Genomic DNA, 24818 nt, shown 5'->3' with positions numbered 1-24818 from the left:
GGCAGGCATCCCGCCACCCGGGTTGTAAGCCAGACTGTCAGGGCGACGTTTTCTCGCCGCCCGGCTGCGGTGGCGGATAATTATAATCGATGCGCAGCGCTGCGGCGTAGGGGCTGTCCCACAGCTGCTGATAAAGCTGCTTTAGCCGCTGTGCCATGCGCTCGTTATTTAACACCAGCTCCAGGTTTCGCGAGTTATCCAGATAGCCGCCGCGCCAGTTGCTGGTGCCGACCCAGGCGAGGCGATCGTCAAGGATCATTATTTTGCTGTGGATCACCCGGGCATAGGGAATAAAGCCGCCGCTGGCCGGGGGGATAGTAACCACTTTGATCTGCACGCCGGGTACCAGCGCCAGGCTTTTTAGCCAGTCGATATCCGGTCGGTTGGTGTTCCAGTCAGCCACCATCAGTTCAATTTGCACGCCACGCGCTGCCGCGCTGCGTAAGGCATTATCGATAACCGGATAAAAAGGGCGGCTGCGTTGCGGCCCGTAAGAGAGCGGTGCATAGTCCATTACTTGAACGCGTACCGTCTCCGTCGCCGACGCCAACAGCTGTACTAAAGCTGCCTGGGAGTCTGCCACCCCTGGCGGATTCCAGCTGCGTGGGCTGGCGACCAGGTAATTGCCGCTGCGCAGATCGGCGCGAGGTTCACTTTGCGGCAGAGGCGGCACCGGGCGATGGTCAGCCAGCAACGATTGCGCCTGCCAGTCCTGATTAAAAATCGCGGCGATCTGCGCCACCACTGGCGCATCGCTGATGCGTAGGCCAGTTTCCTGAATATGCTCCAGCGCGCGCCAGTCAAAGTTCTGGCTGCCGACAAAGGCCTGCTGATTGTCCACCACAAAATATTTAGCATGGATGATGCCGCCGCTGAGTTTGCCAAACGGCATCAGGCGCAGCTCAAGGTTGGGAATGCTTTTTAACTGTTCCAGCGTCTCTGAGGTACTGTTGCGTAGCCCTTTCTCTTCCATTAAAAAGCGGATTTTCACCCCGCGCTCGCCCGCGGCGCGCAGCGTTTGCAGCACCTGATCCAGTCGCGATCCTGACTGACCGGCAACATAAAACTGTGCAATATCGATGCGCTGTTGCGCGGCCGCAAACATTTCGCGCCAGACTTCGTCGCTGCGACGCAAATCTTCCGCCTGCAGTTGGGTTTCCGTCGGCGCGCTATACACCAGCTCATAACCATCGATTTCAAAACGCGCGCTGGCGTTGGGGCTTAATATCAACAGAGTGCTGCTCCAGAAGAAATAAGGCAGGCGGCGTAGCCACCTGCGCCAAAAAATATCAGGCATAGCGCTGCGCTCCGCTTTCCATCCAGGCCTCGGCGGTTGTTGGCTGCGGCGGCGCCGAGCCAGCGGCCCGGATCAGCAGCACCTTTAACAGTTCACCAATGCGGTCCATACGGCTTTGCAGATAATTATTGCCTACCAGCGCAATCAGCGCGATGGCGATGCCGAGGCCGGTGGCATACAGCGCGGTGCCCATGCCCGCCGATACCAGGCTCGGTTCAGAAACGCCGGAGGCGGAAAGCGCCTTAAAGGTATCGATAATTCCCATCACCGTGCCCAACAGGCCGAGCAGCGGCGCGGCGGTGACGATGGTTTCCAGTAGCCACAGCCCGCGGTTTAACCGCGGTTTGCTGAGCAGATACTGGGTCTCTACCAGGTCATTTAGCATCTGCGCGCTATGCTGGTTTTTATGCAGCAAAATCGGCTGGATCATCGTCAGCGGTAGGCTGCTGCGGCGCAGCAGATCGGCGGGCAGGGCGTCAATCTGGCGCGTCTGCGGCGTCAGCGCCCGCTCCAGCTGTCGCGCCTGGCGCCAGGTCCAGGCGAAGCTGATAGCCCGCTCAATAATGATCACCAGCGCGATAGCCAGCGCAAAGTACATGATATAAAAGATAATGTCGTGAAGTAAGGTCGCGTTCATGGGGTTGATTCCTGTTTAATCAGAAAGTGGCTTCCAGCGAGACGCTGAAGGTGCGCTCCTCGCCGACGTTGTAATAAGGCGTGGCGGCGTCCAGCCCGTTACGCGCGCTGGCGTTAAACACGGTGGTGCGTGCCGAAGTGAGATACTCTTTATCAAACAGGTTATCGATGCCGAAACGCAGCGCGGCGCTTTTCACTATCTTCTTATCGACCGGCAGATGAACGCCTGCCGCCAGATCAAAGACCGTGCGGCCACCCACTTTTTCATCATTGGTCAGATCGCCGTAAAACGCGCCGACATATTTAGCGGTGACGCCGCTGTACCACAGGCCGTCATCGTAGCCCAGCGTCATATTCAACAGGTTTTTCGGCACGTTAGGCAATGTTTTGCCAGAAGTGGGCAGAGTAACGCCATCGCTGGTGAGATCCTCTTTCTGCTCCGAATCGGTGAAAGTGTAAGAGGCGTAATAGTTAAAGTGGTGCGGCAGCTGGCCGCTCCACTCCAGCTCGATCCCGCGGTTTTCCACCTTACCGACGTTCATCATTTCATAATCGCCATCGCTATTGGTGGTGGATACCTGTCGATCGCTATAGCGCAGGTAGAACAGCGTGGCGCTCAGCAGCATATCTTCCTGCTGGAAACGCCATCCCAGTTCATGGTTCCAGCTCAGCTCGGGTTTGGTGCTGATCGAATCGCCGACGTTGTACAGCACATAGTTGGGCGGGGTACGCATATTGCGCGACAGGCTGTAGAACAGCTGGTTCTGCTGGTTCAGGCGATAGCTGGCGCTGAAGTTGGGCAAGAATTTATGGTAGCTGGCGCGACGATCTTCCGGGCTGTTATACAGGCTGCCATTGTTTTCGCCGCGCCGTTCCACGTGCTGCCAGGCCAGGCCGCCCACCAGCGTCCAGTCAGGTGAAAGGTACCAGCTATCCTGTAGCCAAATTTTTTGCGCGGGCGTAACGGTATATTGATCGCGACCCTGTACCGTATTGCCGTTAGCGTCTTTTACCTGATGCGACCCGCCTGGCTCGCCCCACAGCTCCGCCGGATTACCATCTGCATTAATGCTGATAAACGGCTGCGTCTGGCGCTGGCGCGCGCGTTCATACCAGTAGCCGACATCAAGGCTATGCTGCTCGTTAATGTCCCACTTTAATTTCGTCGTAATGCCGGGACGCCAGGTTTGCGTCCATGAAGGACGATAGTAGGTATTGCTGCTCAGATTGCTTAAATCGTACTGTCCGGCCTGGTCAGAGGTGGACGAAAGGGTTGACGCGCTCTGGCTACTAAAGCTGCCGCCGTTGCCCCAGTAATAGTAAGGTTGGATGGTCCAGCTCAGGTTATCACGCAGTTGTAGCTTCTGACTAAAGCTAACGGTCAGGTTTTCAAACGGGTTACGATTCAGCTTGTAATAGCGGCTCAGCTGGCCACGGCTGTTGTACTGTGGTGAGGAGGGAAAATCACTGTCGCGTCCTTCCTGCTCAAACTGCGCCTTGCTGATGGAGTTGTAGTTGCTGTTTTCCTGACGGTTATACTTTACGATCAGGTTGCTGACATTGCCGTTTTCCGCCTCAAACAGCGAATTCATTTCAAACTTATCGGAATAGAGACGGCCTTCGCCACGCCACTTTTTCGCTTCGGTATGGGAATAAGAGAGCCAGTTGCTGAAGCCGTTGTATTCACCGGTTTCCAGACGCGCAAAGGTTTTGCTGAGATCGTTACTGCCCAGCGTCTGTTTAACGAAGCCGCCAAACGCTTTCGCCGGACGCCGGGTCACCAGCCCAATATTGCCGCCGCTGGAGCCAATATGCGGGCCGTCCGCCTCGGAGGCACCCTGCGTCACAAAGATCTCCTGCAGGTTTTCCGCATCGCCTAACAGGTTAGGGTAAACCGCATAGTTGCCGGAATCATTAATCGGAATGCCATCCATCGACAGACCGATCTGATCGGAATTCATCCCGCGCATGGTGTAGTCAACGCCGCTCAGACCGCTGGCGTCGGTGCTGTTAACGTTTAGCCCCGGCGTATACTTCAGCTTATCGATGGCGTTGGCGGCGGAGGGCATTTTATCCATCGCCTCTTTGGTGACGGTGGATCGCGCTTTGGGCGTCTCCTCCTGAACCATCATCCCGCCGCCCAGAGAGACGCCCTGCACATCAATGGTGCCGACATCACTGTTTTCTTCCGCCTGCGCCAGGCCGGGCAACAGCGCAGCCATAACCGCAAGATAAATTCCAGAACGTTTAAAGGTGGTCATTTTCTTTTCCTGTGGTGCGATGAAAGGTTCCGGGCATCAGGGCGCCCGGTAATTGAACGTGGCGGTAAAACGTTTACGGCTTTGACCGGCGAAAGCGCCTTCGGGGAAAGGCTTAAGCTGGCTGATGCTTTGCAGGCTGCTGCTGGCTGCGCGGTTTAACAGCATGCTGCGCGCTTTACTGACGATGCCGGAGGCGATAACGCGGCCGCTGCGATCGACTTCCAGCCAGATCTCGACGCTACCTTCCGGGCGCTCAAGCGATGCCTGGCGGCCGGTGGGATAACGCTTACGCTGTTCCAGATCGCGGCGCAGCGCCTGTAAATAACCGTTTTCCAGCGCACCCGCATTAGCGGCGTTGCTGCTGGCCGCCGACGGGCGCGGCGCGGCGGCGGAAGGCGCCTGAGCGGCGGTGCGCGTTTGTGTCACGGGCGCCGGCTGTGAGCGGGGCGTAGTCTGTGGCCTGGGTTTTGGCTGCGCCACCGCTTTGGGCTTCGGCTTTGGTTGAGGCTGCGGCGGTACAACCGGCTGCGGCGCGGCAATCGGCTCTGGTAGCGGATCGGCTACCGGAGGAGGTTCTGGCTCCGGCTGTGGCGTCGGCTCAGGTTCCGGTTCCGGCTCGGCGGGCGTTTCTGACACTGGCGGCTCCGCCAGCACCAGTTCCATGGTGGATTCATCGTAACGAGGCTGAACTTTTAGCGTGACCTGCTGGTTAATCCACAGCATCCATCCTGCTGCCGCAAGGGCAGGCAGCCAGCTCAACATATGGCGGGAACGATAGAGCGCGTACATATCACAGTTTCCGTGTGGCGATAGAAACGGAGGTGAAGCCGCCCTGGCGCAGGTTATCCATCACGGCTACCAGTCGCTCTACGGCGACGCCTTTATCGCTGTTGAGGATAATGGTCAGCGGTTCGTCACGCTGCTGCTGCTTCAGCCTCCCCACTAAATCTTGCAGGGCGATCGGTTGCCCATCCAGCTGTAGCCGATCGTTATCACCCAGCGTCACAATCGCTTTCTTTTGCGGTTTCAGCTGTTGCGCGCTTGCCGCGCCCGGCAGCTGCGTTTTCAGTCCCTGTGCCGGTATTACATTCAGGCTAATCAGCACAAAGAACACCAGCAAAAACATCATCACGTCGATCATTGGGATCAGTTCAATATGCGCTTTGTTTTTCTTCGGTTCGTTCCAGCTTCGCATGGCGCCTCCTGGGTGAAAGAGCAGCCACTATAGGCAAGATTTGTTTATTTTTTGTTACGTTTAAAAGACAAAATTTTCACAATGTCGGTAATGCCTTTGCACGTTAAATCGCGAAATTAATCATTAATATTTAACATTAAGAGGGGCATTGGCTGAAGAATAGCGGCGACGGCGAAAAGAATTTATGGCAAAAAATTCACGCAGGGAACGTTGATTCGCGCAGCTGGTTATCGCTGAACGCCGATGATGGGTGCTTAATAAGTGGCGCAGGTGAAGCCGAGAGAAAGCGTTAGATTATTTAAACGGGAGAGCGATAGGCTGTGACAAGGTAAATATTAACAAAATTAATTTATAGCATGGCGAGATGGAGATGACGTTACGCGGATAAGCAATGGACAACGTTTGAGCGAACAAATTTTACCCGCCTGCCTGTTTATTGTTCGTCTGTACCCTTTTCATTGTGATTCCTGTCACGGAAACAGGCGGTTTCAGCGAAGCCGGTTTAGACTTATCTTTACCTTTCTCTCTTTCGGTGGAGCAAATCCCTTTAGTTTCAAACAACAACATCTGCACAAAACATTACAAAATTAATAACAGGGAGCACTATGACCGATTATCCATCTGAGCCGTCATCCGTACAGGAGACGGAAACTAAAGACACTGTGCGACAACGCATTTTTCTGGTGGTGCTGGTCGCAACCATGGGCGCGCTCGCCTTCGGCTACGATACCGGCATCATTTCCGGCTCTTTACCCTTTATGTCCGCTGCGCCTTCGCAGGGCGGGCTGGGGCTGAACTCTTTCACTGAGGGGCTGGTCGCCTCATCGTTGATTTTCGGCGCGGCGCTGGGCTCGTTCCTTAGCGGCTTTATGTCGGATCGTTTTGGTCGCCGCATGACGCTGCGCAGTCTGGCGCTACTGTTTATCGCCGGAGCGCTGGGCACCGCCGTTGCGCCGTCGGTGCCGGTGATGGTGGCGATGCGCTTTGTGCTGGGGATTGCCGTCGGCGGCGGCTCTGCCACCGTGCCGGTGTTTATTGCCGAAATCGCCGGGCCTAAGCGCCGCGCGCCGCTGGTTAGCCGCAACGAGTTGATGATTGTCAGCGGTCAGTTGCTGGCCTATGTGGTGAGCACCATCATGAGTTATACGCTGCACGATCCGCATATCTGGCGCTATATGCTGGCGTTGGCGATGGTGCCGGGCATCCTGTTGTTTATCGGTACCTTCTTTGTGCCCGCCTCGCCGCACTGGCTGGTGGCGGAAGGTCGCTTCACCGAGGCGCTGAAAGTACTTAAAAAACTCAGGGAAACGCCGCGCGAGATCCGCAAAGAGATGGCAGAGATGCGCAAGCAGGAGAAACTGGCGCGTAAAGGACCTTCGGTGAAGGAGTTGCTCAAAGAGCGCTGGGTGATCCGCCTGCTGCTGACCGGCTGTGGTCTGGGCTTTGTTGCGCAGTTTACCGGCGTAAATGCCTTTATGTATTACACGCCGATTATCCTGAAAACCACCGGAATGGGCACTAATGCGTCCATTGCCGCCACCATCGGTAATGGCGTGGTATCGGTGCTGGCGACGCTGGTGGGGATCTGGGCAGTAAGCCGTTTTAGCCGTCGACGCATGCTGATGACCGGTCTGATCATCGTTATCCTGACGCAGGTGGCGCTGGGCCTGACGCTAACTTTGCTGCCGCAGAATCTAATGCAAAGCTATCTGGCGCTGGGCTGCATTCTGGTATTCCTGTTTTTTATGCAGATGTGCATCTCGCCAGTTTACTGGCTGCTGATGTCAGAGTTGTTCCCGATGAAAATTCGCGGCGCGCTGGCCGGTACCGCTGTCTCGTTTCAGTGGATATGTAATGCCACCGTAGCGTTCGCCTTCCCGCTGATGCTGAACCTGATCGGTAACCAGACTTTCTTCCTGTTTGTGCTGCTGAATATCGGTTCCTTCATTTTCGTTTACTTCCTGCTACCGGAAACCCGCGGCAAAAGCCTGGAGGAGATCGAGAATATGATGCGTAGCAAATACGGTGAAGTTTAAAAAATAGGGGCGGGCTATTATCGGTCTTCTGTCTGGGCCGATCGGCTCGGCCATATTCATTTTTCCTGAACGCAAGAGGTTTAAATGTCAGGTTTATTTTCACCGTTTTCTTTGAAAGACGTGACGCTGCGCAACCGCATTGCGGTTCCGCCGATGTGTCAGTACACCGCTACCGACGGTCTGATCAACGACTGGCATCGCGTACACTACAACGGCCTGGCGCGCGGCGGCGCGGGTCTGGTGATTGTCGAGGCGACGGCGGTAGCGCCGGAAGGGCGTATCACCCCCGGCTGCCTGGGTATCTGGAATGACGAGCAGGCGGAAAAGCTGGCGCAGATCGCCCGGGATATTAAAGCGGCAGGCGCCGTACCGGGCATTCAGATCGCACACGCCGGACGTAAAGCAAGCGCCAACCGTCCGTGGGAAGGCGATGATCATATCGCTGCCGACGACGGTCGTGGCTGGGAAACTATCGCACCTTCCGCCGTGGCCTTTGGCGCTAACCTGCCGCAGGTGCCGAAAGCGATGACGCTGGACGATATCGCCCGCGTACGTGAAGACTTTGCTACGGCCGCCCGTCGCGCACGCGATGCCGGTTTTGAATGGCTGGAGCTGCACTTTGCGCACGGCTATCTGGCGCAGAGTTTCTTCTCCGTGCAGGCTAACCAGCGCCAGGACCAGTACGGCGGCGACCTTGCCGGACGCAGCCGCTTTATGCTGGAAACACTGGAAGCGGTGCGTCACGTATGGCCGGAAAACCTGCCGCTGACCGCACGCTTTGGCGTGATTGAGTATGATGGCCGTGATGAAGAAACGCTGCAGGAATCGATCGAAGTGACGCGTCAGATGCGTGCCGGCGGTCTGGATCTGCTGAGCGTTAGCATCGGTTTCTCTACGCCGGATGCCAACATTCCGTGGGGCCCGGCCTTCCTGGCGCCGATCGCGGAACGCGTGCGCCGTGAAGCACAGATTCCAGTCGCTTCCGCCTGGGGCATCGATGCGCCGGCGATTGCTAACCGTACCGTGGAAGAGCAGCAGCTGGATCTGGTGATGGTGGGCCGCGCTCACCTGGCGGATCCGCACTGGCCTTACAAAGCCGCACTGGCGCTAAAAGAAGATAAAGCGTCATGGGTGCTGCCTGCGCCGTACGCGCACTGGCTGGAACGCTATCGCACCAGCGATTAATCGCTATTCACTCGCCTCCGGCCCTGTCGGCGGCGAGTTTCCTTTCGGCTAACTGCGTTCGATCTTTTTCGCCGCTTCATCCAGCACATCGATAATCGCGTATAGCGACTGCTGTGAGATATTCTCTTCAGCCAGGCGGGTATTCAACGCGGTGCGCATATTATGAATGGCACGCTGTACCTCTGGCAGGCTGCGATTATTTGCCAGCACCGCCAGCGATTGCATGCGAGCGATCACGCTTTGCAACTGAGTCTGCTGCTGCTGAAGAAAATCTTTCCCCTCGGCAGTAATCCCATGGTTTTTTTTGTTGTTCTCTTCCGTTTCCGCGTTGACGTAGCCCATCTCTTCCAACAGCGTCAGGTTAGGGTAAATCAGGCTGGGGCTGGGCGTATATTCACCGCGCGACAGTTCTTCAATCGCCTTAATAATCTCATAGCCGTGCGCCGCTCGTGTCTTTAAAATGCTCAGGATAAGCAGGCGCACTTCCGTAGCATCCAGCAGCCGTTCTTTACGTTTTTTATAGGCAAAAAAAGCAGAACTGTTTTTATCTTTCATCAGGCATTTCCCTTTAATACGGTATTCAATCTGTAACTATTATCCCGGCATTCCCTGCCGGGCAAAAAGCTTATTTTTGATGCCAGTAGGCGACGCCGCGTAGATAGTTTTCATTGATCTGACGTTCCCCGGTGAGATAGTCAATCAGCGTTTTTACCCGGTCGCCTTCGCCTGTCAGCCATAGAAAATAGCCCTGCTGCGGAATGGGCAACTGTTGCAGCGCCTGCTGCGCGGCATCCACATCGCCTGCCGGCAGGAAGTGACAGGTTACGCCCGTCAGCGACGGCAGATAAGTTCTGCTCTGCGCTTCATCCGCCATGATCATCACGTGAATCTCTGCCTCTACCTGTGCTGCTGCGATCTCCGCCAGACGGCGGTTCAGCGCCGGCAGGCTGGACTCATCGCACAGATAGAGCTGAAACGCATAGTCCAGCGGCATACAGAAAGAGCCACGCGGGCCGCCAATCACCAGCGGATCGCCGGGCTGCGCCTTTTCCGCCCAGGCGCTGGCAAGACCGCCAGGATGAATAAAGAAATCGATGGTCAGCGTATTGGCCCCTGCGTCCCAGCACAGCGGCGTATAGTCGCGCGACTGCGGACGTTTGCCTTCCGGCCACACCACGCCCTGATCGCTGATTTCCGGCAACACCAGTTCGCCGCTGTCGGCATCCGGGAAAAAGAGTTTGATATGGTCGTCGAAGCTGTGGGAGATAAAGCCCTGCAGGTCTTCGCCGGTTAAGCAAATACGATAAAAGCTGCCAATGTGCGTCTTATGCAGAACGCGCAGCTGGCGCAGCCTGAGCTGATTTTTTTTACGGGTGGGGAGGGGCCAGTCCTGAGTAAACGTCTCTGCGCTCATAGTGATAATCTCATGGTGAAGTAAGAGCAGAAACATATCTAAGACATATCTTTGCCACAAGGGCCTTTCGTGCGCATTAGGGTTAATGTTGCCTATTTTTGCCGGATCCTTAACCGAAAGGGGTTATTTTTACTACGCTTTTTCAGGATAGCGCGACGGCAGTAGATCCCTTGCTGCCGATCTTTTTCGTTACCTCAGGAGCCTGCTAATGAACCCCTTTGCTACCAGACGTCACTCTGCGCTTGCAGTGGCGTTGTATGAATTACTTAATCCTGTTCCGCTGGGCTTTTTCGCCGCAGCCTGGATTTTTGACATTATTTATCTGAATAGTTACAACCCGATGTGGACCAAAAGCGCCAGCTGGCTTATCGCCTTTGGATTGATTATCGCCATCATTCCCCGGCTGATTAATCTGGTGCAGGTTTGGGTCGGTGCCTCATGGGCGCAAACGTCGCCGGTAAAAATTCACTTCTGGGCCAATCTCGTGGCGATCGTACTGGCGATTTTTAATGCCTTTGTTCACAGCCGCGATGCTTACGCCGTGGTGCCCGCGGGCGTGATCCTCTCAACGCTGGTGGTGGCGCTACTTTGCCTGGCCAATATTCAGCTGGCCTTGCGCCTGCGTACGACAGAAGGAGCAGCACGATGAAAAAATTACTGTTGCTCGCCGTCTCTTCCGCGCTGCTGTTAAGCGGCTGCGATGAACAGGCTTCGGTCGATCCCAGCCAGCAGATGGGGCCCGATCCGGTATTGCCGAAGGCGCAAGACTTTTTGATGCCGCCGATGCAGGTGCCGAAAGGGGTGGCCTGGAAGCAGGGCGAGGCGCCGAAGGTCGCCAGCGGCCTGCAAATTACTAAAGTGGCGGAGGGTTTAATGCATCCTCGTCAGGTCTATGTTCTGCCTAATAACGATGTGCTGGTGGTGGAGGCCAACAGTCCCGGTACGGAGCCGGTAAGTATGCCGAAACAGCTGGTGATGGGCATGGTGCAAAAATCGTCCGGGAAAGGCGGCAAGGGCGGCAACCGGATTACGCTGCTGCGTAATACCAGCGGCGATGGCGTCACCTGGGAGAAACATATCTTCCTGGAAAACCTGCATTCGCCGTTTGGCGTACAGTTGGTGGGCGATACGCTCTACGTGGCTAATGCCGATAATATTATGCGCTATCGCTATCAGGAAGGCGCGACGCGTATTACCGACCCCGGTAGCGAACTGACCGATCTGCCGGGCGGGCCGTTGAACCATCACTGGACGAAATCGTTACTGGCCAGTCCGGATGGCAGCAAACTCTATGTGGGCGTCGGCTCCAACAGTAATATTGTTGAAAATGGCATCGGCGCAGAATATCGTCGGGCGGCGGTGCTGGAAGTGGATACCGCCACCGGCGGCAGCCGGATTTACGCCAGCGGCCTGCGTAATCCCACCGGGCTGCAATGGGAGCCGCAGACCGGCAAACTCTGGGCGATTGTTAACGAACGTGACGAGATCGGCGCCGATCTGGTGCCCGACTATTTGACCTCGGTACAGGAAGGCGGATTCTATGGCTGGCCCTACAGCTATTTTGGTCAGCATATCGATCATCGTGTGATGCCGCAGCGCCCTGACCTGGTGCAAAAGGCGATTAAACCGGACTATGCGCTTAGCTCGCATGTTGCGCCGCTGGGCCTGATGTTTTATACCGGTACCAGCCTGCCGGAAAAATATCACGGCGGGGCCTTTATTAGTGAACATGGCAGCTGGGACCGCACGCCGCTGAACGGCTATCGCGTGTCGTTTGTCGCTTTCCAGAATGGCCGCCCGGTAGGCAAGCCGGAGCCGGTAGTGACCGGATTCCTGAGCGATGACCATAAGGAAGTCAGGGGGCTGCCGGTTGGCCTGGCGATGGATAAGCTGGGCGGCGTGCTGATTGCGGATGATGCCGGCGATACCGTCTGGCGGGTTAGCGCCGCACGATAAAGAAAGTTCCCGGAACGCCGCTGGCGCTCCGGGAACATCTTAATCGGCGAGGAGAGGATAATCGGTGTAGCCGCGGTCGTATGGCGGCTCCATCCGATAGATATTCTCATTGTCTAACGGGTTTAACGGCGCCTGATGAGCAAAGCGCGCCACCAGATCCGGATTCGCGATATAGAGTTTGCCAAAGCTTACGGCATCGGCCCGGCCTTCCGCGATCAGCTTTTCCGCTTCTTCACGCGTAATACCGTCATTGGCAATAAACGCGCCGCTAAACTTCTCACGCACTAACGGTCCGATTGGCTCCGCCTGAGTTAACGCTTCACGGGCAAAAATAAACGCCAGCTGACGCGCATTGAGCTGCTCTGCGACATAGCCAAACAGCGCGCGCGGATTGGAATCGGACATGGAATAGCTATTAGACATCAGGTTAAGGTGCACCCCGACGCGGTCGGCAGACCAGACCTGTAGGATCGCATCAATCACTTCCAGCAGGAAGCGGGCACGGTTTTCGATCGGACCGCCGTATTGGTCATGACGCTGGTTAGAGCCGTCATGCAGAAACTGGTCGATCAAATAGCCGTTGGCGGCATGCAGATCGATGCCATCAAAGCCTGCTCGTTTGGCGTTTTCCGCCGCCCGGCGATAATCTTCTACGATACCGGCAATTTCCTCGGTTTCCAGCGCACGCGGCGTGACATAAGGGCGCTGTGGACGCACCAGCGTGACGTGGCCTTCAGGCGCAATGGCCGATGGGGCTACCGGCAGTTCGCCGTTAAGATGAATGGGATCGGAAACGCGGCCAACATGCCACAGCTGGATAACGATTTTGCCGCCGGCCTGATGCACCGCATCGGTGATATCGCGCCAGCCCGCCACCTGTTCTTCGCTCCAGATGCCCGGCGTGTTGGGATAGCCTACGCCCTGCGGCGATATCGACGTGGCTTCGGTAACGATCAGTCCTGCGCTGGCGCGCTGTACGTAGTGCTTAAGCATGATCTCATTCGGGGTGCGCGCTTCCACCGCGCGCATCCGCGTCAGCGGCGCCATAACGATACGGTTTTTCAATTCCAGCGCGCCGATTTTTACCGGCTGGTACAAGCTTGTCATAGTTACCTCATCTATTCAGTGAGCGTCAGACTTCAGTAAAAACATCATGCGGAGCGGTGAGCGCAGCGTCAATGAATGTTAAAGCAGGGGCGAGATGTGCAGCATATTCTGTTAAAGCTAAATGGTCAGCGCGATGAATAAAACATCAAAATTATGATGATAAAAAACAATGATTATTTATTATTCCCTTATTTATTAATGATTTTATATTTTTCATGTTGATTAATTATTCATTCGGTAGGGTTGTTCGCGGTAATAAAAAATGACATGATGTCGCCTCTTTTATCATCCATTGTTATCGCGGGGTTATCGCTATGTCCGGAACGCTGCTGGCCCTGCGCCGCTGCTCTCCTCACTGCCGCTCGCGGCGTGGACGCACCTCCTTTTCCCTTTCGGCACGCGCGTTGTTCACCATGCGGTGAAGCTAATTTACGCTCCCTGTTGGACATGAGTAAAAACAGATGCGCTCTGGTTTTACTGATGTCTATCGGTTGCAGCTGAAACTCATTCTGCTTTGCATCCTCCCGACATCTTTCGCCGGGAAACTGCTTCCCATTGCCGTGCCTTGCGCACCCGCTCATCCTTGAGGCCTGAGGATTTGTGTTATGACACCATTGAAAATAGCTGCCAGCGCCGCGCTGGTGCCCTCACTTACCGTCGGACGCGAGATCGTTACGCTCGATAAGACCGATTTTACCGATGTGGCGGCGGTTGTCGTCTCCGTTGCGGACGCGCGCAGCGGCGTGTTGGGGTTATTACGTCATACCGGCTTTACGTTTCCGGTTTTTATCGCGACGGCACAGGCCAGCGAGGCGGCGGATTTGCCGCAGGTGAGCGGCCTGCTGGATGGTAGCGCTGAATCACTAACAGAGCTGACGCTGGCGGCGGATAATTATGAAGCGACGCTGCTGCCGCCGTTCTTTGATACGCTGACAAAATATGTCGCCATGCGTAACAGCACCTTCGCCTGTCCTGGGCATCAGGGCGGCGCGTTTTTCCGCAAGCACCCGGCGGGACGTCAGTTTTATGATTTTTACGGCGAGAACCTGTTTCGCTCTGATATGTGTAATGCGGATGTCAGACTGGGCGATCTATTGATTCATGAGGGATCGGCGAAGGATGCGCAGAAATTTGCCGCCAAAGTGTTTAACGCCGACAAAACCTATTTTGTGCTGAACGGCACCTCCAGCGCCAACAAAGTGGTTACCAACGCGCTGCTAACGCGTGGCGATCTGGTGCTGTTCGATCGTAATAACCATAAGTCCAACCATCACGGCGCGCTGATCCAGGCAGGCGCTACGCCGGTTTATCTGGAAGCGGCGCGCAACCCCTTCGGTTTTATCGGCGGCATAGACGCGCACTGCTTTGATGAGGCGTACCTGCGCGAGCAGCTGCGCCGCGTTGCGCCGCAGCGCGCCGGCGAGGCCAGACCGTTTCGTCTGGCGATCATTCAACTGGGCACCTATGACGGCACGGTCTATAACGCCCGTCAGGTAATCGATCGCATCGGTCACCTGTGTGATTACATTCTGTTTGATTCCGCCTGGGTCGGCTATGAGCAGTTTATCCCGGTGATGGAGCCCTGCTCGCCGCTGCTGCTTGAATTGAATGAAAACGACCCGGGCATTTTCGTTACCCAGTCGGTACACAAACAGCAGGCCGGCTTTTCCCAAACGTCGCAGATCCATAAAAAGGATAATCATATTCGCGGGCAGCGGCGTTTTTGCAGCCATAAGCGGCTTAATAATGCGTTTATGCTGCACGCTTCAACCAGCCCCTTTTATCCGCTGTTCGCCGCGCTGGACGTGAACGCTAAAATGCATCAGGGCGCGGCAGGGCGACGGCTCTGGCATGAATGCGTTACGCTGGGCATTGACGCACGTAAAGCGATCCTGACCCATTGCAGCCTGATTCGTCCCTTTATACCGGAAAGCGTGGATGGGCAGCCGTGGCAGGCGGCATCTACTGAACAGATCGCCCGCGACGCCCGCTATTTTAGCTTCGCGCCGGATGAATCATGGCATGGATTTGCGGGTTACGCAGCGGATCAGTATCTGATCGATCCTTGTAAGCTATTGCTCACCACGCCCGGTATCGATGCCGCCAGCGGCGAATATAGCGGCTTTGGCATTCCGGCAACCATTCTGGCTAACTACCTGCGTGAAAACGGTATCGTGCCGGAGAAGTGCGATCTGAATTCCATTCTTTTCCTGTTAACCCCGGCGGAAAGTGCCGAAAAGATGGCGCATTTGGTAGCGATGCTGGTGCGTTTTGAGCAGCATATCCGCAATGATTCGCCCATGAGTGAAGTGTTGCCGGTCCTATACAGCAAGCATGCCGAACGCTATAGCGGCTACCGGCTGCGGCGTTTATGTCAGGAAATGCACGATTTATATGTAAGCCATGGCGTAAAAGATCTGCAAAAAGCAATGTTTCGTCAGGCCAGTTTGCCGCAGGTCAGGATGAATGCGCAGGATGCGAATCAGGCATTTATTCGGGGAAACGTTGAGCTGGTGCCGGTCGCGCAGGCGGAGGGCTTGATTGCCGCAGAGGGCGCATTGCCTTATCCCCCCGGCGTGCTGTGCGTGGTGCCAGGCGAAGTGTGGGGCGGAGCAGCGTTACGTTACTTTCTGGCGCTGGAGGCGGGGATCAACCTGCTGCCTGGTTTTTCACCGGAATTGCAGGGAGTGTATACCGAAACGGATGATGAAGGAGTAAAACGGTTATATGGATATATCATTACAGAATGAGGGATTACCTTGACGAGATATAGTTAACTGTATGATAATTTTTAAATAAATTTTCCCTGGTGTTGGCCAAATGGCAACCTGATCTCATATGGTCAGGTTTTTTTTTGCTTAAAATTTATTCTTTGTCTTTTACTTTCATACACTTTACGATACATGTAATATAGATGTAAGTTAGACTTTAGTATAGGGTCCTGCATTAGCGGGCAGATTAAGGACGATACAACGTTATTTTGAGGTTATGGATGTCACTATTTTTTTCAGAAAATCAGGCGATCATCGACACCGCACAGCACTATTTCGATAGCGAACTCAGTCAGCTTGGTGATTTAAAATATGCCTATATGGTTTTGAATAAAAAGAACCCAGCTGACATGGTGATTATTTCAAACTACCCCAAAGAGTGGGTGGAGATTTATAAAGAAAATAATTATCAACAAATTGATCCGGTCGTTATTGCCTCTTTCACCCGGATTTCGCCGTTCTCATGGGATGAAAATATTACCATCAATAACGAGCTCAACTTTTCCAAAATTTTTAATCTCTCTAAAACCTATAAGATTGTTAATGGTCATACATTTGTTTTACATGATTATTACAATAACCTGGCATTGCTTTCGATTTTAATGAATGAAAACCGTGTGCATGAAACCGAAGAGATTGTTGCGCAGCATCAGGCCAACTTACAGATGTTATTGATCAATGCGCATGACAAAGTGATCTCGTTATATAAAGAGAAGGAAGATAACGCTGCCAGTAAAAAACAGGTAAGTAAAGATATGTTCTCACCGCGTGAAAATGAAATCCTTTACTGGGCCAGCGTTGGAAAAACGTACCAGGAAATAGCGCTTATTCTGGATATCAAAGTAAGCACCGTAAAATTCCATATTGGCAATGTTGTTAAAAAACTGGGCGTCATGAACGCAAAACATGCCATCAGAATGGGTATTGAACTGCAGCTAATTAAACCTGCTGCCGGTTAGGCTGAAAAGCCAGCGGCCAGTTAGCTAACTCTTTGTCATCAAAAAGTTTATCCTGGTTTGATTTCTCAATAAGTATATCGCGGTTTTTATCGTCAATCGGTAAAAACACGATATAAATTTTCTCTTTTTTCTCGGAAAGCGTTTGCGCAAAAACAGAGATTCCCCAGCCGGAGCGTTTTAATATACGCAGCATCGCGTGGCTGACCAGAGTATATATCCCTTCATAACCGTAATGGCGAGCATAATTGACCATGGCTAAAAAAAGCATGCTGCTGACTGGATATTGATAAAGCTCAGAAGAGCGCGCACGGTCTTTGTCTACAAAGAAGCGGCTGGATTCAATATAGTTCCCGGCAGGTAATTGTACATTATCAAACCATGGCGCAAAGGTATGGCTGATCATATTAGGATAGCGGGTTTCGATAAATCTTACGCTGCATAATACGTTATCGTTATGAATACCGAAGACATAGGTTGTATTTTCGTTATCATATTCATCAAACTCCATGCCGTTGATGCAGTTAACTGCCCAGTCCAGGCGATCTTTGAAGGTTTCCTTCCTCAGGATAAATAGTTCGCTGGACCTTTGCTCTGATAGCTTTTGGTAGTTGATATCAAGAAAATTTATCATGCTGACTCCATTTCGATGACGTTGTTTTGCATCTGAATTACAAAACCTAACCCGGAGCGTAAAACTAATCCGGTAAAATCCTGTCCTGATTTTCGCTTTTTCCGAGGCGCTTGTACAGCGTACAAAGAATGTGTTGTGAAGAGAGGATAAAAATGAAAGCGCGTATCCCGGCAAACATAAGGTAAGGGCTTCCCATGTTGCTGGCAAGCATTTAGCGCGCAAGGTAATAACGTTTTAGTCAGCAATAAGCGGCGTAATATTAACCGACTAAGAATTAACCTATATCTGACTGGTTCGCCTACCGGACAAAACGCAAAGCGTTTTAAACCACGCTTGCGCAGGCTCGACGGGGCGAGGCTAAAGCTCAAATCACGCGGCGACACAGTAATCCCCAGCAGCTTACAGCAGTAAGTGACTGGGGTACGCACGAAAACTAACGCTTAGTAGCGTGATGTATGGCAGGACGAAGGTTTGCCCCGCTGTCAGCTGCCTGCCAGGAGTCCGATATCATGGGCGGTAAACCGGATTATTTTCCCGTGCTCGCTTCCAGCTGCGCATCCTCGCGCGCCTGACGTATGATAGCTTTGGCAATCCAGCGCGCCACGCCCTGCAGTGAATCATCATCACAGCCCCAGATATCTTTCATCACCAGAAAGATTTCAGATCCATACACCAGTGATAACGCATACAACACCTTCTGCAGCAGCTCGGGGGAAAGCTCCGTTCGCAGCGGATCAACCACGCGCTGCAACGTTTGCTTACGGTTGCCGCGTACCAGTTTCTCTTTCACCAGCGGGAGATCCGTAGAGCGCGATTGTGCCCACTGCGTCAGAGATAAGTGCAGCGCCGCACGGAGCGTGCCTTCATGTTGCAACATACGTGGAAAAGCGAAAGCCAGCAGTTCATCAATACGGTCGCTAACATCGGGCTGCGTCGGCTGGAAATTTTTCATCGGACTCAGCGTTTCAGTGACAATGGCTGAAACCAGCGCGCTTTGAGTAGGGAAGTAACGGTATGCCGTAGCGCGCGACAGCTGCGCTGCCTGGGCCACTTCGGTAATAGAAGGAAAGCTACCGCTATCAAACATTTTCATTGCCGTTTCAATTAATAGCCTGCGCGTACGGGCGCGCGTGGACGTCATCGGCATGTCTGCCTGGGTGTCCCTTTCAACCACTTTAACCCCTTGTTTTCTCTGTTCGGACTCAGGGTCCGCTGATTCGCCAAGCTCTATTGGCACTATAGCAGAACTACTAATATTAACAGCCAACATTCGTTCTGTTTAATCATCAGTTTTTTCTCATTATTGTTGAGACGTGCATTTCATTCACTTGATTTAACAATCAGGAGGGTGATACTGTTGTCTCGAACGGACGGCTTCCCATCCGCTTATAAAGAGTATTTTGGTTTTTATTTCAGTTTTATCAAGCCTTTAATGGCTTTTGTGACAGGAATGGTTAACAGAAATGAAAGAAGAAACCGGTTACATCTATATTGCTGCTACAGCGGATACTAAAGGGCGGGAACTGTTTTACGTTCGGGATTTGATTAGCAAAACTGGCCTGCGGACGCGTACGGTTGACCTGTCAACACAATCACTTAGCGCCAGTTCTGCCGCAGAAGTGAAACCGGAAGAGGTGGCCGCTTTTCATCCACAGGGCGCGCAGGCCGTTTTTTGCGGTGACCGTGGACGCGCTATCGAAGCGATGGCGATCGCTTTTCAGAATTACCTCAAAACACGTCAGGATGTCGCCGGTCTGCTCGGTTTAGGCGGCTCTGGCGGTACTGCGCTGATTACGCCCGCCATGCAGGATTTAGCGATCGGCGTGCCGAAAGTGATGGTCTCTACCATGGCCTCAGGCGATATAGCGGGCTATATCGGCGCCAGCGACATCAGCATGCTCTATTCAGTTACCGATGTGGCGGGCCTTAACCGCATTTCGCGTCGAGTACTGGGCAACGCCGCGCATCAAATGGCTGGCGCCGTACTGTTTCAGCCGGAAGCTTGCGCAGAGGATAAACCGGCGCTTGGCTTAACCATGTTCGGCGTTACCACGCTCTGTATTCAGGCGGTAAGCCAACAGCTGGAAGATGAATTTGATTGTCTGGTTTTTCATGCCACCGGTAGCGGCGGCATGGCGATGGAGAAACTGGCGGATAGCGGCATGCTGGCAGGCATGTTGGATCTGACCACCACAGAAGTTTGCGATCTGCTGGCCGGCGGCGTACTGGCCTGCGCGGAAACGCGCTTTGATGCGATCGCTCGCTCACAGGTGCCTTATGTGGCTTCCTGCGGCGCGCTGGATATGGTCAATTTCGGCCATCCCTCAAGCGTGCCGGAAAAATATGCGGACCGGCTGTTTTACCACCATAACGCCCAGGTCACGCTAATGCGCACCACACCAGGGGAAAATCGCGCGATGGCAAAGTGGATTGCCGCCAAGCTTAATCGTTGCGAAGGGGAAGTACGGTTTTTGATTCCGGAAGGGGGATTTTCCGCACTCGACGCGCCGGGGATGCCATTTTGGTCGCCCGAAGCGAATGAGGCATTTATCTCTACGCTGGAAGCGGAACTGATACCGACCGAAAAAAGAAAAATAATACGATTACCTTATAACATTAATGATGCAAAGTTTGCTGACGCTGCCGTTGAAGCGTTTCGTACCATCAACACCAGGGAGTTTTAAACATGCCTGCGTTAAACCGACAGGAATTGCTGGAAAATTTTCGCGCAATGATTGCCCGGCGTGAACCGATCATTGGCGGCGGAGCGGGTACCGGCCTCTCCGCCAAATGTGAGGAAGCGGGCGGCATCGACTTGATCGTTATTTATAACTCAGGGCGTTACCGTATGGCGGGAAGGGGGTCGCTGGCCGGGCTGCTCGCCTACGGCAATGCGAATGAAATCGTGGTTGATATGGCGAAAGAGGTGCTGCCGGTGGTGAAAAAAACGCCGGTGCTGGCAGGCGTCAACGGCACCGATCCTTTCTGCCATTTTGATAAGTTTCTTGACGACCTGAAGGCGCTTGGCTTTTCCGGCGTGCAAAACTTTCCTACCGTGGGCCTGATAGACGGTAATTTCCGCGCCAATCTGGAAGAGACTGGCATGGGCTATGGGTTGGAAGTCGAGATGATCCGCCTGGCGCATCAGAAAAATATGCTCACTACACCGTATGTGTTTAGCGAGCAAGATGCGGTGGCGATGACCGAGGCGGGCGCAGATATTATCGTGCCGCATATGGGATTAACCACCGGTGGAAGCATCGGCGCAGAAACCGCGTTGAAACTGGAAGATTGCGTGCCGCTGATTACGGCATGGGCCCAGGCGGCGAAAGCGGTGCGTGAAGATGTGATCGTGCTGTGCCACGGCGGGCCGATATCTACTCCGGAAGATGCGCAATTTATTATGGATAACTGCCCGCTGTGCGACGGTTTTTATGGCGCCAGCTCTATGGAGCGGTTACCAACAGAAGTGGCTTTAACCGATACCACTCAGCAGTTTAAAAATATTCGGCGTTAATTTTTAGCGCCAACACCAGGGATTTACCTAAAAAGCCAGCCGATGTTCAGGCTGGCTTTTTTATGCGCGTTAAAAGCGGTTATAGCTGCGCTGGGCGTGGCTAACTTTATACAGATAACGGCGTGACTCTGCGGAGGGATGGCGGGTGGTCAGAGTTTGATAGACATCATCCGGCGACAGCGCGTTGATCTGAGCAAAAGCCCGATCTTTATCGCTGGAGAAAACGCGCAGCACGCTGCCCGCGCCGCCGTTATAGGCGGTAATCACCGCATAACGACGCGATACCGGATTAGCGATACCCGCCAGATAATTATCCTGCAGAATCGACAAGTAGGCGGTGCCGGTATCAATATTGTTTTCCGGATCGAACAGATAGCTGCGGCTTGGTTTGCCCCATTTGCCTTTCATTCTGAAAACATCAAGGCCGGCAGAATGCTGCACCACCTGCATCAGACCCAGCGCGTCAGAATGGCTGACCGCATAGGGGTTAAAGCTGGATTCGATTTGCATGATCGCCAGAATCAACGACGCATCGACGTTATATTTCTCCGCCGCCTTACGCACCATCGGCAGATATTTGTGTGCACGCTTGTCGAGATGGTTAGGCACCATAGGTATGGTCACGGACCAGATTACATGCAGGCCGGAAACGCGACGCTGCAGCTTATTCTGAATCAGGTAGTCAGCGAAGCTGGCGGCGCGGCCCTGCCAGCGAATCGGCTGGCCGGTATTATCCAGTACCTGACCATACAGCAGCGGCTCTTTGCTGAGCTGCACATCGTTGGCGTCGGAATAGAGATCGACATTGCCGGGATCTTCACCAATCAACAGGGTAGTGATAATCGCCTGACGCAGGCTGGCCGCCGGATCGGTGCCTGAAATGGTCTCAATGGTGATCGAGCCTTTTTCGAAGTTGATATGGCTGCGGGTGTAGTAGTTATCGCTGTATTTAACGTAGTCTTTCGGCCCGGCGATCAGAACTTCATTGATACCCCAGATATTCTCAATGTTATGAGCGAACTGGCCCATCAAAATGTCGAAGCCGTTGGTATCTTTTACCCATTCCTCATGAAAGGCCTGTTTTTTACTTCCCGAGCAGGAAACCAGCAGCGGTGCTATCACTAGCAAAGCAATAAATTTTTTTTTCATCGTATTTGCGCTGAACCCAAAACAAGGGGCCTCAAGTGAGGCCCAAAATGTTATTTCTCTGGTGGGGTATAACCTTCGATATGCACATCTTTGCCTTCGAACAGGAAATTAACCATCTCCTTCTCCAGCACTTTGCGATCTTCCGGGTTCATCATGTTGAGTTTCTTTTCGTTAATCAACATGGTCTGTTTACTCATCCACTTTGACCAGGCCTCTTTTGAGATGTCATTGTAGATGCGTTTTCCCAGTTCGCCTGGGTAGAGCTGAAAGTCTTGTCCTTCAGCTTCGCGTTGCAGAAACGTACAGAAAATGGTGCGGCTCATTACTCTTCCTCTTCAGAAACGCGCATATGCAGCGATATTTGCTGGGGATGCCGCAATTCTTGCAGCAGGCGTTCGACCGGTGCGGCTAAACCCACGGCCGGTGGTTGCGCTAAGTTATACCAGAGACCCGCGTCTTCATCCATCGCCGCGCCCGCAGATGACAGTTCCAGCCACATTGGCACAATATCCAGGTGGAAATGGCTAAAAGTATGGCGAAAGGCGGTTAACTGTTGAAGCGCCGTGCTACCGATGCCGCGCGCAGTGAGCCAGGCGCGTAATTCTTCTTCATTAGCAAACTGCGGAAAGCAGAACAGACCGCCCCATAGTCCAACAGGCGGACGCTGCTCCAGCCAGACGCCGTCGCCGCGCTGCATCAACAGCATATAGCCGGTACGTTCCGGCAGCGTCTGCTTTGGCTTTTTACCGGGATAGCGGGCCTGGGTTCCCTCGGCGTAGGCCATACAGCCATTATTTAACGGACAGATTTCACATTTGGGCTTTGAACGCGTGCAGACCAGCGCGCCGAGATCCATCATCGCCTGATTAAACTGGCTGACCCCCTGCGCAGGCGTAACTTCCTCGGCAATTTGCCACAAACGCTTTTCCACCTCTTTTTTGCCCGGCCAGCCATCCACCGTATAGCAACGCGCCAGCACGCGCTTGACGTTGCCGTCCAGAATCGGATAGTGCTGCCCAAGCGCCAGCGATAACACTGCGCCAGCGGTAGAACGGCCCACGCCGGGCAGAGCGGCAACCTCTTCGAAGGTTTGTGGAAAAACGCCCTGATGACGATCGGCGATGGTCTGCGCCGCCTTATGTAAATTGCGCGCGCGGGCGTAGTAGCCCAGCCCGGTCCAAAGATGAAGTACTTCATCCAGCGGCGCGGCAGCTAAATCGGTAACCGCAGGAAAGCGCGCCATAAAGCGTTCGAAATAGGGGATTACGGTGGCGACCTGGGTTTGTTGCAGCATGACTTCGGAGAGCCAAACCTTGTAAGGGGTTTTGGCCTGTTGCCAGGGCAGGGTTTTACGTCCGAAGCGCTGATACCAGTCCAGCACCTGCTGCGCGAACTGTTGCGCTTGCATCATGAGAAGGAAAATTTCCGTTATTGCTCTACACTCAGGCAGGCATTCCAGCATAGACATTGCGTGGAGTAAACCGGAACTTTGCAAGTGCTTGCTTCTGTCCGGTAACTTTGCATAATGCCCGTTTTCCTGAATATGCAGACAGGCAGGCAACGACATGATTAATGACGTCATCACACCGGAATTTGATGAAAACGGGCGCCCATTGCGTCGTATCCGCAGCTTTGTGCGTCGTCAGGGTCGCCTGACAAAGGGCCAACAACAGGCGCTTGATACCTTATGGCCGGTAATGGGCGTAGAGTACCAGGCGGAGCCGGTTGATCTGGTGACGTTATTTGGCCGGGAAGCGCCGGTGGTGCTGGAAATCGGTTTCGGTATGGGCGCCTCGCTGGTGGCGATGGCCAGCGCCAACCCGGAGCAAAATTTCCTTGGCATTGAAGTGCACGCGCCGGGCGTGGGGGCCTGTCTGGGATCGGCTCAGGAAGCTGAGGTTAAAAACCTGCGCGTGATGTGCCACGATGCGGTTGAAGTGCTGGAAAAGATGATCCCGGATAACTCGCTGCGGATGGTGCAGCTGTTTTTTCCCGATCCCTGGCATAAAGCGCGCCATAATAAGCGCCGTATTGTGCAGGCGCCTTTTGCCGAGCTGGTATTGCGTAAGCTGAAGCTGGGCGGCGTATTCCATATGGCCACCGACTGGCAGGAATATGCTGAGCACATGCTGGAAGTAATGAGCAGCGTGGCGGGCTATCAGAATCAGTCTGTAACCAATGACTATGTGCCGCGTCCCGAAACGCGTCCATTGACGAAATTTGAGCAGCGCGGGCAGCGACTGGGCCATGGCGTATGGGATTTAATGTTTGAGAGGATTAAATAATGGCAACACAGCGTAGCCGCCGTTTACGTAAGAAGCTGCATATCGACGAGTTTCAGGAGCTGGGCTTTTCCGTTGCCTGGAGTTTTCCGCAGGGCACGCCGGTAGACGAGATCGACGCGACCGTTGATGCCTTTATCAATGAAGTGATTGAGCCTAACGGGCTGGCTTTTGACGGCAGTGGTTATCTGCAGTGGGAAGGGCTGGTTTGCCTGCAGAAGATCGGTAAATGTACCGATGAGCATCGTGAACTGGTGCGTCAGTGGCTGGAAGTCCGCAACATGGAAAGCGTAAAAGTCACTGAACTGTTTGATGTCTGGTGGGACTAAATATCAGGGTTAACGCGCATACTGGCACGCCAGGTGCGTTAGCGCAGCGCCCGGGGCTGGCCGACAGCAATAAAAACGCGGCAGGCTTACGGC

23 protein-coding genes are annotated in these 24818 nt (G+C 53.9%); 10 read left to right on the top strand and 13 right to left on the bottom strand.

Features of this window, described 5'->3' with window-relative positions; genetic code table 11:
• Positions 1 to 37: 37 nt before the first annotated feature.
• Genes K6958_RS17145 through K6958_RS17125 form a run of 5 tightly spaced genes read right to left on the bottom strand, consistent with a single transcriptional unit; the run spans position 38 to position 5389 of the window.
• Positions 38 to 1297 carry a phospholipase D-like domain-containing protein gene (locus tag K6958_RS17145; RefSeq protein ID WP_350355797.1) on the bottom strand — a complete coding sequence of 420 codons (1260 nt, stop codon included), beginning with the start codon at positions 1295 to 1297 and terminating at the stop codon, positions 38 to 40.
• On the bottom strand, positions 1290 to 1934 hold the full coding sequence (locus K6958_RS17140) for a MotA/TolQ/ExbB proton channel family protein (RefSeq protein ID WP_249892240.1): 645 nt from the start codon (positions 1932 to 1934) through the stop codon (positions 1290 to 1292). Before K6958_RS17140 ends, K6958_RS17145 begins: the two co-directional genes overlap by 8 nt.
• A gap of 19 nt (positions 1935 to 1953) precedes the next feature.
• On the bottom strand, positions 1954 to 4194 hold the full coding sequence (locus K6958_RS17135; protein WP_249892239.1) for a TonB-dependent receptor family protein: 2241 nt from the start codon (positions 4192 to 4194) through the stop codon (positions 1954 to 1956).
• Between the two features lie 36 nt (positions 4195 to 4230).
• Positions 4231 to 4983, bottom strand: coding sequence for an energy transducer TonB (locus tag K6958_RS17130; protein WP_249892238.1), 753 nt, complete (start codon positions 4981 to 4983; stop codon positions 4231 to 4233).
• 1 nt (position 4984) lies between these two features.
• Positions 4985 to 5389 carry an ExbD/TolR family protein gene (locus K6958_RS17125; protein ID WP_249892237.1) on the bottom strand — a complete coding sequence of 135 codons (405 nt, stop codon included), beginning with the start codon at positions 5387 to 5389 and terminating at the stop codon, positions 4985 to 4987.
• Positions 5390 to 5994: 605 nt separating this feature from the next.
• Here K6958_RS17125 and K6958_RS17120 point away from each other — a divergent pair.
• Both K6958_RS17120 and K6958_RS17115 read left to right on the top strand, forming a co-directional pair.
• Positions 5995 to 7425 (top strand): sugar porter family MFS transporter, encoded by a 1431-nt coding sequence (locus K6958_RS17120; protein ID WP_249892236.1) that lies wholly within the window; start codon positions 5995 to 5997, stop codon positions 7423 to 7425.
• Positions 7426 to 7509: 84 nt separating this feature from the next.
• On the top strand, positions 7510 to 8610 hold the full coding sequence (locus K6958_RS17115; RefSeq protein WP_249892235.1) for an NADH:flavin oxidoreductase/NADH oxidase: 1101 nt from the start codon (positions 7510 to 7512) through the stop codon (positions 8608 to 8610).
• A 48-nt stretch (positions 8611 to 8658) separates the two neighbouring features.
• Here K6958_RS17115 and K6958_RS17110 read toward each other — a convergent pair whose 3' ends face one another.
• Both K6958_RS17110 and K6958_RS17105 read right to left on the bottom strand, forming a co-directional pair.
• Positions 8659 to 9165 (bottom strand): PadR family transcriptional regulator, encoded by a 507-nt coding sequence (locus tag K6958_RS17110; RefSeq protein ID WP_249892234.1) that lies wholly within the window; start codon positions 9163 to 9165, stop codon positions 8659 to 8661.
• 70 nt (positions 9166 to 9235) lie between these two features.
• On the bottom strand, positions 9236 to 10024 hold the full coding sequence (locus K6958_RS17105) for a siderophore-interacting protein (RefSeq protein ID WP_249892233.1): 789 nt from the start codon (positions 10022 to 10024) through the stop codon (positions 9236 to 9238).
• Between the two features lie 208 nt (positions 10025 to 10232).
• Between K6958_RS17105 and K6958_RS17100 the strand changes: the two genes are divergently transcribed.
• Positions 10233 to 10673, top strand: a complete 441-nt coding sequence (locus tag K6958_RS17100; protein WP_249892232.1) for a DUF2231 domain-containing protein — start codon at positions 10233 to 10235, stop codon at positions 10671 to 10673.
• Positions 10670 to 11980 carry a PQQ-dependent sugar dehydrogenase gene (locus tag K6958_RS17095; RefSeq protein WP_249892231.1) on the top strand — a complete coding sequence of 437 codons (1311 nt, stop codon included), beginning with the start codon at positions 10670 to 10672 and terminating at the stop codon, positions 11978 to 11980. Before K6958_RS17100 ends, K6958_RS17095 begins: the two co-directional genes overlap by 4 nt.
• A 39-nt stretch (positions 11981 to 12019) precedes the next feature.
• Here K6958_RS17095 and K6958_RS17090 read toward each other — a convergent pair whose 3' ends face one another.
• Positions 12020 to 13087, bottom strand: a complete 1068-nt coding sequence (locus K6958_RS17090; RefSeq protein WP_249892230.1) for an alkene reductase — start codon at positions 13085 to 13087, stop codon at positions 12020 to 12022.
• 605 nt (positions 13088 to 13692) lie between these two features.
• On the opposite strand from K6958_RS17090, the gene K6958_RS17085 reads away from it, so the two are divergent.
• Positions 13693 to 15837: an ornithine decarboxylase gene (locus K6958_RS17085; protein WP_249892229.1), complete on the top strand. Its 2145-nt coding sequence runs from the start codon at positions 13693 to 13695 to the stop codon at positions 15835 to 15837.
• A gap of 242 nt (positions 15838 to 16079) precedes the next feature.
• Entirely contained in the window at positions 16080 to 16817 is a 738-nt protein-coding gene (locus K6958_RS17080) for a LuxR family transcriptional regulator (protein WP_249892228.1), read from the top strand.
• Here K6958_RS17080 and K6958_RS17075 read toward each other — a convergent pair.
• Together K6958_RS17075 and K6958_RS17070 are read right to left on the bottom strand one after the other, a co-directional pair.
• Entirely contained in the window at positions 16798 to 17448 is a 651-nt protein-coding gene (locus tag K6958_RS17075; RefSeq protein WP_249892227.1) for an acyl-homoserine-lactone synthase, read from the bottom strand. The genes K6958_RS17080 and K6958_RS17075 overlap by 20 nt on opposite strands.
• 526 nt (positions 17449 to 17974) lie before the next feature.
• The gene (locus K6958_RS17070; RefSeq protein WP_249894720.1) at positions 17975 to 18595 is read right to left on the bottom strand and encodes a TetR/AcrR family transcriptional regulator; all 621 of its coding nucleotides are present in this window, start codon (positions 18593 to 18595) and stop codon (positions 17975 to 17977) included.
• A gap of 316 nt (positions 18596 to 18911) precedes the next feature.
• Between K6958_RS17070 and K6958_RS17065 the strand changes: the two genes are divergently transcribed.
• Both K6958_RS17065 and K6958_RS17060 read left to right on the top strand, forming a co-directional pair.
• Entirely contained in the window at positions 18912 to 20132 is a 1221-nt protein-coding gene (locus tag K6958_RS17065; protein WP_249892226.1) for a Tm-1-like ATP-binding domain-containing protein, read from the top strand.
• A 2-nt stretch (positions 20133 to 20134) separates the two neighbouring features.
• Complete coding sequence (locus tag K6958_RS17060; RefSeq protein ID WP_249892225.1) at positions 20135 to 20965, top strand: phosphoenolpyruvate hydrolase family protein; 831 nt, start codon at positions 20135 to 20137, stop codon at positions 20963 to 20965.
• A 69-nt stretch (positions 20966 to 21034) separates the two neighbouring features.
• Here the strand turns inward: K6958_RS17060 and mltC are convergent, their stop codons facing one another.
• From mltC to mutY, 3 genes are read right to left on the bottom strand one after another with little or no spacing between them, the layout of a single operon-like run.
• Positions 21035 to 22114 (bottom strand): membrane-bound lytic murein transglycosylase MltC, encoded by a 1080-nt coding sequence (gene mltC, locus K6958_RS17055; protein ID WP_249892224.1) that lies wholly within the window; start codon positions 22112 to 22114, stop codon positions 21035 to 21037.
• 50 nt (positions 22115 to 22164) lie between these two features.
• Positions 22165 to 22437 carry an oxidative damage protection protein gene (locus tag K6958_RS17050; protein ID WP_085070177.1) on the bottom strand — a complete coding sequence of 91 codons (273 nt, stop codon included), beginning with the start codon at positions 22435 to 22437 and terminating at the stop codon, positions 22165 to 22167.
• Entirely contained in the window at positions 22437 to 23525 is a 1089-nt protein-coding gene (gene mutY, locus K6958_RS17045) for an A/G-specific adenine glycosylase (RefSeq protein WP_249892223.1), read from the bottom strand. Before mutY ends, K6958_RS17050 begins: the two co-directional genes overlap by 1 nt.
• 154 nt (positions 23526 to 23679) lie before the next feature.
• Between mutY and trmB the strand changes: the two genes are divergently transcribed.
• Both trmB and K6958_RS17035 read left to right on the top strand, forming a co-directional pair.
• Positions 23680 to 24399: a tRNA (guanosine(46)-N7)-methyltransferase TrmB gene (gene trmB / locus K6958_RS17040; protein WP_249892222.1), complete on the top strand. Its 720-nt coding sequence runs from the start codon at positions 23680 to 23682 to the stop codon at positions 24397 to 24399.
• On the top strand, positions 24399 to 24725 hold the full coding sequence (locus K6958_RS17035) for a YggL family protein (RefSeq protein WP_249892221.1): 327 nt from the start codon (positions 24399 to 24401) through the stop codon (positions 24723 to 24725). Before trmB ends, K6958_RS17035 begins: the two co-directional genes overlap by 1 nt.
• The last annotated feature ends 93 nt before the right edge of the window (positions 24726 to 24818 follow it).

This window comes from Mixta hanseatica, assembly GCF_023517775.1.
GTDB lineage: Bacteria > Pseudomonadota > Gammaproteobacteria > Enterobacterales > Enterobacteriaceae > Mixta > Mixta hanseatica.
Note: the sequence above shows the minus strand (reverse complement) of the source record. Positions and strands in the feature narration are given on the sequence as shown.

What these genes read in the sequence shown, in the direction of transcription:
- K6958_RS17145 (WP_350355797.1), bottom strand. Translation starts at nt 1,297, where the DNA reads ATGCCTGATATTTTTTGGCGCAGGTGGCTACGCCGCCTGCCTTATTTC.
- K6958_RS17140 (WP_249892240.1), bottom strand. Translation starts at nt 1,934, where the DNA reads ATGAACGCGACCTTACTTCACGACATTATCTTTTATATCATGTACTTT.
- K6958_RS17135 (WP_249892239.1), bottom strand. Translation starts at nt 4,194, where the DNA reads ATGACCACCTTTAAACGTTCTGGAATTTATCTTGCGGTTATGGCTGCG.
- K6958_RS17130 (WP_249892238.1), bottom strand. Translation starts at nt 4,983, where the DNA reads ATGTACGCGCTCTATCGTTCCCGCCATATGTTGAGCTGGCTGCCTGCC.
- K6958_RS17125 (WP_249892237.1), bottom strand. Translation starts at nt 5,389, where the DNA reads ATGCGAAGCTGGAACGAACCGAAGAAAAACAAAGCGCATATTGAACTG.
- K6958_RS17120 (WP_249892236.1), top strand. Translation starts at nt 5,995, where the DNA reads ATGACCGATTATCCATCTGAGCCGTCATCCGTACAGGAGACGGAAACT.
- K6958_RS17115 (WP_249892235.1), top strand. Translation starts at nt 7,510, where the DNA reads ATGTCAGGTTTATTTTCACCGTTTTCTTTGAAAGACGTGACGCTGCGC.
- K6958_RS17110 (WP_249892234.1), bottom strand. Translation starts at nt 9,165, where the DNA reads ATGAAAGATAAAAACAGTTCTGCTTTTTTTGCCTATAAAAAACGTAAA.
- K6958_RS17105 (WP_249892233.1), bottom strand. Translation starts at nt 10,024, where the DNA reads ATGAGCGCAGAGACGTTTACTCAGGACTGGCCCCTCCCCACCCGTAAA.
- K6958_RS17100 (WP_249892232.1), top strand. Translation starts at nt 10,233, where the DNA reads ATGAACCCCTTTGCTACCAGACGTCACTCTGCGCTTGCAGTGGCGTTG.
- K6958_RS17095 (WP_249892231.1), top strand. Translation starts at nt 10,670, where the DNA reads ATGAAAAAATTACTGTTGCTCGCCGTCTCTTCCGCGCTGCTGTTAAGC.
- K6958_RS17090 (WP_249892230.1), bottom strand. Translation starts at nt 13,087, where the DNA reads ATGACAAGCTTGTACCAGCCGGTAAAAATCGGCGCGCTGGAATTGAAA.
- K6958_RS17085 (WP_249892229.1), top strand. Translation starts at nt 13,693, where the DNA reads ATGACACCATTGAAAATAGCTGCCAGCGCCGCGCTGGTGCCCTCACTT.
- K6958_RS17080 (WP_249892228.1), top strand. Translation starts at nt 16,080, where the DNA reads ATGTCACTATTTTTTTCAGAAAATCAGGCGATCATCGACACCGCACAG.
- K6958_RS17075 (WP_249892227.1), bottom strand. Translation starts at nt 17,448, where the DNA reads ATGATAAATTTTCTTGATATCAACTACCAAAAGCTATCAGAGCAAAGG.
- K6958_RS17070 (WP_249894720.1), bottom strand. Translation starts at nt 18,595, where the DNA reads ATGCCGATGACGTCCACGCGCGCCCGTACGCGCAGGCTATTAATTGAA.
- K6958_RS17065 (WP_249892226.1), top strand. Translation starts at nt 18,912, where the DNA reads ATGAAAGAAGAAACCGGTTACATCTATATTGCTGCTACAGCGGATACT.
- K6958_RS17060 (WP_249892225.1), top strand. Translation starts at nt 20,135, where the DNA reads ATGCCTGCGTTAAACCGACAGGAATTGCTGGAAAATTTTCGCGCAATG.
- mltC (WP_249892224.1), bottom strand. Translation starts at nt 22,114, where the DNA reads ATGAAAAAAAAATTTATTGCTTTGCTAGTGATAGCACCGCTGCTGGTT.
- K6958_RS17050 (WP_085070177.1), bottom strand. Translation starts at nt 22,437, where the DNA reads ATGAGCCGCACCATTTTCTGTACGTTTCTGCAACGCGAAGCTGAAGGA.
- mutY (WP_249892223.1), bottom strand. Translation starts at nt 23,525, where the DNA reads ATGATGCAAGCGCAACAGTTCGCGCAGCAGGTGCTGGACTGGTATCAG.
- trmB (WP_249892222.1), top strand. Translation starts at nt 23,680, where the DNA reads ATGATTAATGACGTCATCACACCGGAATTTGATGAAAACGGGCGCCCA.
- K6958_RS17035 (WP_249892221.1), top strand. Translation starts at nt 24,399, where the DNA reads ATGGCAACACAGCGTAGCCGCCGTTTACGTAAGAAGCTGCATATCGAC.